Below are 12,316 nucleotides of genomic sequence, written 5' to 3'. Positions count from 1 at the left end.
ACTCCCACTTTAAAAGAGTGGGAGTTTTTTTATGGCACAGGGTCAAATTCAAAAACTAGAATTTTTAACCCTATAAGTCGTAAAAAATCATTAATTTTCACCACTTTTGAAGCATTTTTTAATGTTTTTGATTCAAAATCAGATTTAGGATGAACAAAATATCAGCAGCAATAACGCTGTGGGAGCATATGTTCCTGACTTCATTTTGACCAATAAGCTATTGGAAGAGATGGTAGATACCAATGATGAGTGGATAACCAGTAGAACTGGAATCAAAGAAAGAAGAATACTAAAAAAGGAAGGTGCGGGAACCTCTTACATGGCCATTAAGGCAGCTGAGGAGCTTATTCAAAAAAGCAACCTAGATCCAACCGAAATCGATATGATTATTGTGGCTACGGCAACTCCTGATCTTCAGGTTTCTTGTACCGCAGCCTATGTCGCTTCAGAAATAGGGGCAACCAATGCCTTTGGATACGATCTTCAGGCCGCTTGTTCCAGCTTTTTATATGGGATGTCCACTGCTTCAAGTTATATTGTTTCCGGACGTTATAAAAAAGTACTTCTTATTGGAGCAGATAAAATGTCTTCCATTATAGATTATACAGATAGAACCACTTGTATCATTTTTGGCGATGGTGCCGGTGCGGCATTATTCGAACCCAATGAGGAAGGTCTTGGACTTCAGGATGAGTATTTAAGATCTGATGGGGTGGGGAGAAATTTCCTGAAAATTGATGCCGGAGGGTCGCAATTGCCCGCTTCCTTGGAAACCGTTAAAAATCGCCAGCATTATGTTTTCCAGGACGGAAAATCTGTATTTAAATTTGCCGTATCCAATATGGCGGATGCCGCTGCTAAAATAATGGAACGCAACAACCTATCGGATAATGATGTATCTTGGTTATTGCCACACCAAGCCAACATGAGGATTATTAACGCTACGGCAAGCCGTATGGGTCTTGATGAATCCAAGGTATTGGTAAACATTGAAAAATATGGAAACACCACTTCTGCAACCTTACCATTGTTAATGGCCGATTTTGAGAAGAAATTCAAAAAAGGTGATAATTTGGTGTTTGCCGCTTTCGGCGGTGGTTTCACCTGGGGCTCCATTTACCTGAAATGGGCCTACAATTCATAACAAACTGACTAACTTATAATAGAACTAAAACTAAATCGAATTCCATGGATATTAAAGAAATTCAAAACTTAATTAAATTTGTGGCTAAATCGGGTGCCAGCGAAGTAAAACTGGAAATGGATGATATTAAGATCACCATCCGTACAGGAGCAGCAGGTTCTGGTTTCGAGACCACCTACGTACAGCAAATCCCAATGGGACAAAACCAAATGGCCCCAATGCAGGCTGCACCTGCAGCAGAAGCACCTGCTAAGGAAGCAGCCCCTGCAAAAGCAGATGAGAATTCTAAATACATCACTATAAAATCCCCCATCATTGGAACATTTTATAGAAAACCATCCCCTGACAAACCTGTTTTCGTTGAAGTGGGAAGCACTATCAACAAGGGAGATGTCCTTTGTGTGATCGAGGCCATGAAACTTTTCAACGATATTGAATCTGAAGTTTCTGGTAAAATTGTGAAAGTATTAGTGGATGATTCTTCTCCGGTGGAGTTTGATCAGCCCTTATTCTTGGTAGATCCGTCATAAGAATTTTTAAATGCTGAATTTTGAATGACAAATTTTTTTGGTCATTTAAAATCATTTAAAATTTAGAATTCAAAATTTAAAACTTCAAGAGATGTTTAAAAAAATACTTATTGCCAATAGGGGTGAAATAGCACTGCGTATTATCAGGACCTGTAAGGAAATGGGAATAAAAACAGTTGCCGTTTATTCCAAGGCAGATGAAGAGAGCTTACATGTGAGGTTTGCGGATGAAGCTGTTTGTATCGGCCCGGCCCCCAGTAGCGAATCTTATTTAAAAATACCAAATATCATCGCAGCGGCAGAAATTACCAATGCAGATGCTATTCATCCTGGGTATGGTTTCCTTTCTGAAAATTCCAAGTTTTCAAGAATCTGTGCAGAGCACGATATTAAATTTATTGGCGCATCTGGGGATCAGATCGATAAAATGGGAGATAAGGCTACGGCCAAAGAAACCATGGAAAAAGCTGGAGTTCCTATTGTACCTGGTTCAAAGGGGCTTTTAAAATCAGTTGAAGATGCCAAAAAAGTAGCCAAAGTTGTAGGGTACCCAGTTATGATCAAAGCTACCGCTGGTGGTGGAGGTAAGGGTATGCGAGCTGTTTGGAAAGAGGAGGAAATGGAAAAATTGTACAATAGTGCCGTCCAAGAAGCTTCGGCTGCCTTTGGAAATGGGGCTATGTACATGGAAAAATTGATAGAGGAGCCTAGGCATATCGAAATACAGATCGTTGGTGATCAGTATGGCAAGGCCTGTCACCTTTCAGAAAGGGATTGTTCCATCCAGAGACGTCATCAAAAGCTTACCGAAGAGACCCCATCTCCTTTTATGACAGATAAATTGAGGGATGATATGGGTAAGGCCGCGGTAAAAGCTGCCGAATTTATAAAATACGAAGGTGCAGGTACTATCGAATTTTTGGTAGACAAGCATAGGAATTTCTATTTTATGGAGATGAATACCCGTATTCAGGTTGAGCATCCAATTACAGAACAGGTCATAGATTATGATTTGATCCGTGAACAAATATTGGTTGCCGCAGGAGTGCCAATTTCAGGAAAGAATTATACACCTAAGTTACATTCCATTGAGTGCCGTATCAATGCCGAGGATCCCTATAATGGTTTCAGACCATCTCCGGGAAAAATCACAACATTGCATACGCCTGGAGGACATGGGATCCGTTTGGACACCCATGTGTACAGCGGGTATACAATACCGCCAAATTACGATTCCATGATCGCTAAGCTTATTACAACGGCCCAGACGAGAGAGGAAGCCATCAATAAGATGAAGCGTGCTTTGGACGAGTTTGTGATTGAAGGAATAAAAACGACCATTCCTTTCCACAGACAGTTAATGGACCATCCGGATTATTTGGCTGGGAACTATACCACCAAATTCATGGAAAGTTGGGTCATGGATCCACAACCAGAAGAATAAGACAAAAACTCCGGCCAATGCCGGAGTTTTTTTATGCAATTTATTTACACTATTACGAGGGCTTCAGACAAGCTTTAGACTATTTAAATAGTTCTTACTAAAAGGATATCCCTTATTTTTATGACCATAAAAAATAACTTCACGTGAATTTAAGTTACTGGGAATATAAAACATGGTTGTCCAATATAGATTATACCATTGTGGGAAGTGGTATTGTTGGTCTTAACTGCGCTCTTCATCTTAAAAAACGTTTCCCAAATGCAAAGATATTGGTCTTGGAAAAAGGGATTCTACCCCAAGGGGCCAGCACCAAAAATGCTGGGTTTGCTTGCTTTGGAAGTATCTCTGAGATATTGGCAGATCTAAAACAGCATACCGAGGAAGAGGTGCTGCAACTCGTGAAAAAACGTTGGGACGGAGTACAATTATTGCGACAAAATATTGGTGATGCCAATATGGATTTCCAAAATCACGGTGGGCATGAGGTATTTATGGAGGCCCATACCGAATTGTATCAAAATTGTTTGGGAAATATTGGCTTGGTCAATCAATTACTTGCTCCGGTTTTTGGTGAGGACGGCTTCCGGGCCCACCCCAATACATTTAATTTCAAGGGCATACAGCAACAGTACATTACCAATACTTTTGAGTCCCAAATAGACACGGGCAAGATGATGTCTACCTTATTGCAAAAGGTCCAAAATGCCGGCGTGGTCATCTTAAATTCCATTCAGGTTGAAGCTTTGGAAGACACAAAAGGGCATGTTGTGGTAAAAACGAACCAGTTTGAGTTTAAGACGGGGAAGTTATTGGTAGCCACCAACGGCTTTGCCTCCCAATTGATAAAAGAAGATGTGCAGCCTGCCCGAGCACAAGTACTCGTTACCAAGCCCATTGAAAACTTAAAGGTCATAGGGACCTTCCATTTGGATGAAGGGTATTACTATTTTAGGAACATTGAGGACAGGATTTTGTTTGGAGGGGGACGCAACTTGGATTTTAAAGGGGAAGAAACCATGGCTTTTGGGGAGACCCAATTGATACAAAATAAGTTGGAAGATATCCTAAAACATATCATATTGCCTAATACCCCATTTGAAGTGGACCATCGATGGAGTGGCATTATGGGCATGGGAACCCAAAAGAGGCCCATCATCAAGCAAATCTCAGAAAATGTTTCCTGTGGGGTTCGTTTGGGAGGCATGGGGATAGCTATCGGAAGCCTCATCGGCAAAGAACTTGCAGAACTAGTTTAAGTAATAGAGCACCTATGGGAATAGATCCGTTAAAACAACAGTTATACGACCATTGCCAAGATTATATACATAATAGATTGGGGCGTATTCAAAAGAATATTCAGGAGATACAAGAAGCCCTCGGTTCCGAGACCAAGAGCAGTGCGGGTGACAAGCATGAAACAGGGCGTGCCATGATCCAATTGGAACGAGAAAAATTGGGGGTACAATTATCCGAAATTCAGAAAGTACAAGAGTTGTTCCGGCGTGTGCCCCTCTCAGGGCAATCTACAACGGTTTCTTTGGGCAGTTTGGTGACGACCAACACAAATAGCTATTACTTGGCTATAAGTGCAGGAGAGGTCCGCATTGATGAGAAGGTTTATTATGCCATCGCACCCAATACCCCAATAGGGAAATTATTGTTGGGAAAAACCGAAAATGAAACCATAGAATTCAATGGTAAGGAAATACGTATTACAGCAATCCTTTAGGTAGTTGATTGGGCCTTAGTCCAATTTGGGCTTGCCCCTTAAGCTTTTCTTCTGCGCTTTTTTTAACTTCGATTTCAAACGCTTTTCTACGGCGGACCTTTTAGGCTTGGTCTTTCGTCTTTTTTTAGCTACCGTTAAGGCACTTCTTATAAGGTCCAAAAATTTCTGAATGACCAATTCCTTGTTCTTGTGCTGACTTCGGCTCGTATCAGAATATAGAATCAGTACATTTTCTTTGGTGAGCCTATTTCCAATTTTGGTGTAGATCCGCTCTTTCTCATTTTCTGATAGCGCCTTGGAAGCTGCTACATCAAAATAAAGTTCCACCTTGGAAGATACCTTGTTCACATGCTGTCCTCCCGCACCACTGCTCCTTACCGCCTTAAATTCCAATTCCTGTAAAATGCGTTCTTTGTCCAAATTGACTATGCTATTCTTGCGTTAATGGTTTCTAAGGCCACATTTAAATAGATCTTTGTTTCCGGTTTCAAACTTTCCCTAGAAGTAAAGGACAGTGTTTCCCCGTCATCTGTTAACCCTTCGTGCAGGTAATGGCTCCCTTTAAAAAAGGACTTCTTAACACGTACCCGTAATCCTGATTTTTCGGAAATCTGAAATTCATGGGGGTAGACCAAAATGGATTTGTTGATTTTGGCGTACTGTTTCAACAATTGGATAGGTACTACGTTGACCTCTCCGAATAGTGATGCCGTATATAAATCCTTGGGGTGTCTGTATATGTTTTTAGGAGTGCCGTGGGCCAGTATTTCTTGATCCTTCAGAACGATCAATTGATCGGCATAGGGCAGAACATCGTCCATATCATGCGTCGCCACCAAACATGTAATTCCTTTCCGCTTTAAATAATTGAAGAGATTTTTTCTAAAACTGTTGGTCCTAAAGTTGTCGATATGGCCAAAAGGTTCATCGAGCAATAATATTTCCGGTTCTTGAGCCAATACGCGGGCCAAGGCCACGCGCTGTTGTTGCCCACCGCTCAAAAACTGGACTTTGGTCTTGGCAAAATCTTCCATTTCTATCATTTCCAGAAGTTGCTCTGTACGCTCTTGCAATTCCTCAGGGTAAAAAACAGAAAGGAATTTACTCACGTTCTCTTCAACGGTAGTGTAAGGCATTAAGTCAAAATCCTGCGAAAGATATTTCATATATTTCTCCCCTGGAACCAGGTTGAAATCGGGTCCAAGCACCTGTTTGTCGTTCCATGAAATGGTCCCGTCAGCGGGCTGAAGTAGGCCGTAAACAAGTTTCAACAAAGTACTTTTACCGCACCCACTCTCGCCAATAATGGAAAGGTGCTCCCCTTTTCCGACTGTAAAGTTTAGGTCTTTTAACACCATTTTTTCGGTGTACCCAAAGGATATGGAATTAACGTTTAGCATGGTGCAAAATTACTTAAAAAACAGATTAAGATTAAATGGTAATAAAAATCCGCTCCCAGAGGGAACGGATTTTAAATAATTAAGAAAGGATCATTAGTCTTTAAACTCCTTTAAAACAGCTTGGTTGGGCAATTGTTCAAAACCCATATTGTAAAGGGTAAAGCCATAAATATCTGCGTATTGCTCTATGGTCTTGCTTACTGGGGTTCCTGCACCATGGCCTGCATTGGTCTCAATGCGGATTAAGGTTGGATTGTCCCCGCTTTGTTTTTCCTGTAATTCCGCTGCAAATTTAAAGCTATGTGCAGGGACCACTCTATCATCGTGGTCACCGGTTGTGACCAAGGTGGCCGGATAAGAGGTCCCTTTTTTTACATTGTGTACTGGAGAATACCCTTTGAGGTATTCAAACATTTCCTTATCATCTTCTGAAGTGCCGTAATCATAGGCCCACCCGGCACCAGAAGTAAAGGTGTGATACCTTAACATATCGAGTACACCAACTGCTGGCAAGGCTACTTTCATTAGATCTGGACGCTGGGTCATGGTAGCCCCTACCAATAAACCGCCATTGGATCCACCCCTTATCGCCAAATAATCTGAAGAGGTATATTTGTTCTCGATAAGGTATTCTGCAGCAGCAATAAAATCATCAAAAACATTTTGTTTTTTGGTCTTGATACCTGCATCATGCCATTTTTTACCATATTCCCCACCTCCCCGTAGGTTGGGAACAGCATAAACGCCTCCTTGCTCCATCCAAACAGCATTGACAATGCTGAAAGAAGGGGTAAGGCTCACATTAAATCCGCCATAACCATATAAAATAGTCGGCTTCTTTCCATTGAGTTCCAATCCCTTCTTATAGGTGATGATCATGGGAACTTTGGTGCCATCCTTAGAGTTATAAAACACTTGCTTGGATTCATAGTCGTTGGGATTAAAATCGATTTCTGGTTTCCAATATTGTGTGTATTCCCCTGTTTCAACATTGTACTTGTAGGATGATCCGGGCGTATTGTAATTGGTAAAGGAAAAGTAAAATTCCTTGTCTTCTTTTTTGCCGCCAAAACCACTGGCACTTCCCAATCCTGGAAGTTTTACTTCACGGATCATTTTGCCATTATAGTCGTATTGGTACACTTTGGAAATGGCATCTACCATATATTCGGCGAAGAAATAGCCGCCTCCAGTGCTAGGGCTAAGAACGTTTTCAGCTTCTGGGATAAAATCTTTCCAATTTTTGGGCATTGGATTTGAGGCATCCACTGTCACAATCTTTTGGTTGGGAGCGTCCATATTGGTCATGATATACAATTTGGATCCCACATTTTCTATGACATAACTATCAGTGTCCGTGTTGTCCAAAATCGTACTAATTTTGCTATTAGGCTTTGTAAGGTCCTTCATCAATAATTTATTGCCAGAAGTAGAGGTCCTTGGATAAATGAACAAATAGCGCTGATCCTCTGTTACGCCACCGCTGACATATCTATGCTTTTCTTCCGGGGTACCGCCATAAATTAATAGGTCATTTTTTTGGGGGGTTCCCAGTTTATGGTAATAAAGTTTGTGCTGATCGGTTTTTGCCGAGAGTTCACTACCCTTGGGTTTATCATAACTGGAATAGTAAAACCCTTCATTTCCTTTCCAAGAGACTCCGCTAAATTTGATGTCTACCAGGGTGTCCTCAACTATTTCCTTGGTCACGGCATTCATGACGATTACCTTTCGCCAATCACTACCCCCTTCGGAGATGGAATAAGCGGCCAAAGAGCCGTCCTTTGTAAAATTTAAGCCGGCCAAAGAGGTGGTGCCATCTTCAGAGAAGGTATTGGGATCCAAGAATATCTCGGCCTCCCCTTCTCCTTTTTTGCGGTATACCACATATTGGTTCTGCAGGCCGTCATTTTTATAGAAATAGGTATAATCCCCCTCATTAAACGGAGACCCCAATTTTTCATAGTTCCATAATTTTTCCAACCGATTTTTTAAGTCTTGACGGAAGGGAATTTTTTCCAAATATCCAAAAGTGGCCGTATTCTGGGCTTTCACCCAAGTTTCTGTCTCAGCACTTCTATCGTCCTCCAGCCAACGGTAGGGATCTTGAACTTCAGTTCCAAAATAGGTGTTGACGGTATCTACTTTTTTAGTGGGAGGGTAATTCACGGAAATTTTTTCTTTTTTAGGAGTGGTTTCGCAGGCGACAAAGAGTGATGCTGTCGCGAGGAGTAAAAATGTTTTTTTCATAGTTTTTAATTGCTTGGTCAGCTAAAAATACCAATAAAAAACTTTTAGACTGAAGCATTATAAATGTTTTAACACTATTTCAAATTGAATGTGAGGATTTGCTTCATGCTATAATTTAGTTGGCACTGAATTGAATATTTTTTCTGTGCATTGCGGTTGTTTTCGCAACAAATGTTTGACAGATGTCAGTAAATAGTAAACAATACAACAATTGTGTTAACAAAAGTTAAAAAATTAACAAAAAATATATATTTTTAGAAAAAACCAATAACCAATTAATTATGAAGAAACGTATTTTAAAAGGCGCTGTCTTAGGTTTTACCTTGGCATTAGTAATCACTTCCTGTTCCAACCAGGAGGATCAATTTATTGAAATTGAAAATGGGCAACTGGAAACCGAAGAATTAATGGTCTCCCAATCAAGTCAAACTATTGAAGGCAGTTATATTATTGTCTTTAACCAAAAAGTAACAGGTGATATTGGGGCTAAATTTGGGAACGACCATAAAGCTGCCCGTCTTGCGGTACAATCAGCGGCCGAGAAAATGTTTATTGAAAATAAAGTAGGCACATTTGAAATCAGTAACAGTTATAGTAAGGTATTCAATGGGGTGGCTACAAAACTTAGCAGTGATGATGTGGCTCGACTAAAAACAGATAAGAGAATTGCGTATATAGAAAAAGACCAAATGATCACCTTGGCTCCGCCTCCGGGCAAAGGCCCAGGGAACGGCGGTGGAGGATCTGCTGCACAGGAGACACCATGGGGAATAGCTCGAGTTAAAGGAGGTGTCTCATATACCGGAAATAATGTCGCATGGATCTTGGACACAGGAATTGATTTGGACCACCCAGATTTAATTGTTGATGCTGAAAGAGGATTTAACGCCTTTACTTCGGGAAAAGATGCCAGGTCTTTGGATGATGGGAACGGGCACGGCTCCCATGTAGCAGGTACTATCGCGGCAATTGACAATGAAATAGGAGTAATTGGGGTCGCTTCCGGGGCCAAGGTAGTCCCTGTGAAAGTATTGGATAGTAGGGGGAGTGGCTCTTATTCCGGAGTAATTGCAGGGATTAATCATGTGTTAGAAAATGGAAGTGGTGGTGATGTGGCCAACATGAGTTTGGGTGGCCCTACATCCCAAGCCGTTGATGATGCAGTATCTGCGGCAGCTCAAGGTGGGATTAAATTTGTTTTGGCTGCAGGTAATGATGGAGATAATGCTAACAACCATTCTCCTGCAAGGGTAAATGGGAATAATATTTATACAATTTCCGCAATGAGCAATGGAGATAATTGGGCAAGTTTTTCAAACTTTGGAAACCCTCCTGTAGATTATTGTGCGCCTGGAGTGGCCGTTAAGTCTACCTGGAAAGATGGAGGCTACAATACCATCAGTGGTACTTCTATGGCTGCGCCACATGCAGCAGGGGTATTACTTTTGGGTAGTGATAGTATCGATGGAACCGTAAACGGGGATCCTGATGGCAATCCGGATCCTATAATTATACATTGGATCCAACAATAACACATTAATCATTAAATTTTACAACAGAAAAGGGGGGCATTTGCCCCCCTTTCTAATTATATCAACTTTTTTGTTTAGTTAATTTAAATCAACTCATTTTCAATTAGGTACTCCCCAATTTGGATAGCATTGGTAGCAGCTCCCTTTCTAAGGTTGTCTGCCACAATCCACATATTCAAAGAATTGCGTTGGGTCTCATCCCTTCGGATACGGCCAACAAAAACATCGTCTTTTCCATGGGCGTAAATAGGCATGGGATAGGTGTTGGTATCTGTGTTGTCCTGCACTACCACCCCTGGGGTTTCACTCAGTATTTTTCGAACTTCCGCAAGTTCAAAATCATTTTCAAACTCCACGTTCACAGATTCTGAATGTCCACCTGCGGTTGGTATTCTTACTGCCGTGGCCGTTACTGAAAAAGATTTGTCGTTAAATATTTTTTGGGGTTCCCTGGCCAATTTCATTTCTTCTTTGGTATAGCCGTTCTCCAAGAATACATCGCAATGTGGAAGAGCATTTCTGCCAATAGGATAAGGATAAGCCATTTCACCCTGTATCCCTGCTATTTCATTTTCCAATTGCTGTACAGCTTTTAAACCTGTACCCGAAACCGATTGGTAGGTAGAAACAACTACCCTTTTCATTTTGTATTTTTTATGCAAAGGCGCCAAAACCATGACCATTTGTATGGTGGAACAGTTGGGATTGGCTATTATCTTGTCTTCCTTGGTCAATTCATGGGCATTTATTTCGGGAACTATCAATTTCTTGGTTGGGTCCATGCGCCATGCAGAGGAGTTGTCAATGACCGTAGTACCGACCTCTGCGAATTTTGGGGCCCATTCCAAGGAGGTATCCCCTCCTGCTGAAAATATGGCAATGTCCGGTTTTGCCGTAACAGCATCGCTCAACCCTATAATGGTATAATCCTTTCCGTTAAAGGCCAGTTTTTTGCCTACAGATCTTTCAGAGGCTACCAATAATAATTCAGTTATAGGGAAATTGCGCTCTTTTAAAAGATTAAGCATTACCTCCCCAACCATGCCTGTGGCACCAACAACAGCTACTTTCATTGTGTATTAATTTTATGGGGACAAATGTACTTAAAGTATAAGATTGGACAATTATTATAGAGAAGAATAATCAAAATATAACAAAAAGTTATATTTACAACAATCGTAAGAACATAGTGTGCATCCCTTGCCATTTTTCAATGATATTGGGCACTTCCAGGTTGAAGCTACCAGAAATTTGAAAATGATTTTTTTGATAAAACTGAAGGGATTGTTTTTGGGTGTCCATTGCTTCCAACCATAAAAGGGAACTTTGGTGCGCCTTACTCTGTTCAATGGTCCAATCCAGTAAAAGTTGGCCAATTCCCAATCCGTGAACCTCGGGATCCAAATAAATCCGGTGCAACTTGGTAGCAGCCTCCCCAGGAAAGTCAACACACTCCTTGCCGAATTGGATTCGAAGAATCCCAATAATCTTGGTTTTATAGTGGATAAAATAATAAACTGATCCTTTTTCGGCCAGCTCTTGCTTCAGGTTGGCTATGCTATAATTTTTTTCAAAATAAAACGCCCCGTTGTCCGTCCATAAATGACGGTACACCGGAAGGTAAATTTTTCGAATCACTTCCAATAACACCCCTTGATCTTCCAGTTGGATGGGCTTGAGGGCGACTTCTTTTGAAACTTGGATCATAAATAATGGCGAAAGTTGCAAAAATAGAATTTAAAAAAATAACCACCTATAGCGTCTGCGAAACGCTTTAGGTGGCTTTAGTTAAACTACAGTAGTGTAGCGGTACATCCAATACCCCTTATAGGGTATAGATGTATATTTTAATTATTTTTTAGCTAGCAAATCCCTTATTTCCATAAGAAGTTGTTCCTGACTTGGTCCTGCCGGTTTTGCAGGTGCTGCTGCTTCTTCTTTCTTTTTGGTGTTCTCATAAGCCTTTAAGAATAGGTAAATGAACAAACCAACGATGACGAAATTGATCACGGCCTGTACTAAATTTCCATAGGTCATTACCGCTGCACCTGCTTCTTGTGCCGCAGCTAAGCTTTCGTAGCTCTCCCCGTCCAAGGCGATGAATTTTTGTGTAAAGTCGGTTCCACCAGTAAATATCCCTATTACTGGCATAAGAATGTCATTCACTGCGGAATTGACAACTTTGCTGAATGCAGCTCCAATAACAACGGCCGTTGCCAAGCTAACAATGTCACCTTTCATCAGAAAGGATTTAAAATCTTTAAAAAAGCCCATGTAATTATAGTTT

General features: G+C 41.0%; 11 protein-coding genes and 1 pseudogene. 6 read left to right on the top strand and 6 right to left on the bottom strand.

All coding sequences use genetic code 11. The features are described 5' to 3' along the window. Positions 1-149 precede the first annotated feature (149 nt). From ABXZ32_RS04725 to ABXZ32_RS04705, 5 genes and pseudogenes are all read left to right on the top strand, one after another. A pseudogene (locus ABXZ32_RS04725) lies at positions 150-1,144 on the top strand (beta-ketoacyl-ACP synthase III). Between the two features lie 44 nt (positions 1,145-1,188). Continuing rightward, on the top strand, positions 1,189-1,674 hold the full coding sequence (gene accB / locus ABXZ32_RS04720; protein ID WP_354617520.1) for an acetyl-CoA carboxylase biotin carboxyl carrier protein: 486 nt from the start codon (positions 1,189-1,191) through the stop codon (positions 1,672-1,674). A 91-nt stretch (positions 1,675-1,765) separates the two neighbouring features. After that, positions 1,766-3,118 carry an acetyl-CoA carboxylase biotin carboxylase subunit gene (accC, locus tag ABXZ32_RS04715; RefSeq protein ID WP_354617519.1) on the top strand — a complete coding sequence of 451 codons (1,353 nt, stop codon included), beginning with the start codon at positions 1,766-1,768 and terminating at the stop codon, positions 3,116-3,118. Between the two features lie 143 nt (positions 3,119-3,261). Next, complete coding sequence (locus tag ABXZ32_RS04710; RefSeq protein ID WP_354617518.1) at positions 3,262-4,374, top strand: NAD(P)/FAD-dependent oxidoreductase; 1,113 nt, start codon at positions 3,262-3,264, stop codon at positions 4,372-4,374. A 14-nt stretch (positions 4,375-4,388) separates the two neighbouring features. Continuing rightward, a complete protein-coding gene (locus ABXZ32_RS04705; RefSeq protein ID WP_354617517.1) occupies positions 4,389-4,847 on the top strand; it encodes a 3-oxoacyl-ACP synthase in 459 nt (152 codons plus the stop codon). Positions 4,848-4,862: 15 nt separating this feature from the next. Here the strand turns inward: ABXZ32_RS04705 and arfB are convergent, their stop codons facing one another. The 3 genes from arfB to ABXZ32_RS04690 form a co-directional block, all read right to left on the bottom strand. Beyond that, positions 4,863-5,267, bottom strand: coding sequence for an alternative ribosome rescue aminoacyl-tRNA hydrolase ArfB (arfB, locus tag ABXZ32_RS04700; protein ID WP_354617516.1), 405 nt, complete (start codon positions 5,265-5,267; stop codon positions 4,863-4,865). A 5-nt stretch (positions 5,268-5,272) separates the two neighbouring features. Then, positions 5,273-6,247: an ABC transporter ATP-binding protein gene (locus tag ABXZ32_RS04695; RefSeq protein WP_354617515.1), complete on the bottom strand. Its 975-nt coding sequence runs from the start codon at positions 6,245-6,247 to the stop codon at positions 5,273-5,275. A 93-nt stretch (positions 6,248-6,340) separates the two neighbouring features. After that, a complete protein-coding gene (locus ABXZ32_RS04690; protein ID WP_354617514.1) occupies positions 6,341-8,497 on the bottom strand; it encodes a prolyl oligopeptidase family serine peptidase in 2,157 nt (718 codons plus the stop codon). Positions 8,498-8,778: 281 nt separating this feature from the next. Here ABXZ32_RS04690 and ABXZ32_RS04685 point away from each other — a divergent pair, with 281 nt between their 5' ends. Further along, positions 8,779-10,029 (top strand): S8 family serine peptidase, encoded by a 1,251-nt coding sequence (locus ABXZ32_RS04685; RefSeq protein WP_354617513.1) that lies wholly within the window; start codon positions 8,779-8,781, stop codon positions 10,027-10,029. Between the two features lie 83 nt (positions 10,030-10,112). On the opposite strand, the gene ABXZ32_RS04680 is transcribed toward ABXZ32_RS04685, so the two are convergent. From ABXZ32_RS04680 to mscL, 3 genes are all read right to left on the bottom strand, one after another. After that, positions 10,113-11,102, bottom strand: a complete 990-nt coding sequence (locus tag ABXZ32_RS04680; RefSeq protein WP_354617512.1) for an aspartate-semialdehyde dehydrogenase — start codon at positions 11,100-11,102, stop codon at positions 10,113-10,115. A 94-nt stretch (positions 11,103-11,196) separates the two neighbouring features. Then, positions 11,197-11,736, bottom strand: a complete 540-nt coding sequence (locus tag ABXZ32_RS04675) for a GNAT family N-acetyltransferase (protein ID WP_354617511.1) — start codon at positions 11,734-11,736, stop codon at positions 11,197-11,199. A gap of 144 nt (positions 11,737-11,880) precedes the next feature. Continuing rightward, on the bottom strand, positions 11,881-12,303 hold the full coding sequence (gene mscL, locus ABXZ32_RS04670; RefSeq protein ID WP_354617510.1) for a large conductance mechanosensitive channel protein MscL: 423 nt from the start codon (positions 12,301-12,303) through the stop codon (positions 11,881-11,883). Between the last annotated feature and the right edge of the window lie 13 nt (positions 12,304-12,316).

This window comes from Sediminicola luteus (assembly GCF_040566555.1).
Lineage (GTDB): Bacteria > Bacteroidota > Bacteroidia > Flavobacteriales > Flavobacteriaceae > Sediminicola.
Note: the sequence above shows the minus strand (reverse complement) of the source record. Positions and strands in the feature narration are given on the sequence as shown.

Excerpts from the sequence above, each read along its gene's own strand:
- accC (WP_354617519.1), top strand. The coding sequence starts at position 1,766 with ATGTTTAAAAAAATACTTATTGCCAATAGGGGTGAAATAGCACTGCGT.
- ABXZ32_RS04675 (WP_354617511.1), bottom strand. The coding sequence starts at position 11,736 with ATGATCCAAGTTTCAAAAGAAGTCGCCCTCAAGCCCATCCAACTGGAA.
- ABXZ32_RS04680 (WP_354617512.1), bottom strand. The coding sequence starts at position 11,102 with ATGAAAGTAGCTGTTGTTGGTGCCACAGGCATGGTTGGGGAGGTAATG.
- ABXZ32_RS04690 (WP_354617514.1), bottom strand. The coding sequence starts at position 8,497 with ATGAAAAAAACATTTTTACTCCTCGCGACAGCATCACTCTTTGTCGCC.
- ABXZ32_RS04685 (WP_354617513.1), top strand. The coding sequence starts at position 8,779 with ATGAAGAAACGTATTTTAAAAGGCGCTGTCTTAGGTTTTACCTTGGCA.
- accB (WP_354617520.1), top strand. The coding sequence starts at position 1,189 with ATGGATATTAAAGAAATTCAAAACTTAATTAAATTTGTGGCTAAATCG.
- mscL (WP_354617510.1), bottom strand. The coding sequence starts at position 12,303 with ATGGGCTTTTTTAAAGATTTTAAATCCTTTCTGATGAAAGGTGACATT.
- ABXZ32_RS04695 (WP_354617515.1), bottom strand. The coding sequence starts at position 6,247 with ATGCTAAACGTTAATTCCATATCCTTTGGGTACACCGAAAAAATGGTG.
- ABXZ32_RS04705 (WP_354617517.1), top strand. The coding sequence starts at position 4,389 with ATGGGAATAGATCCGTTAAAACAACAGTTATACGACCATTGCCAAGAT.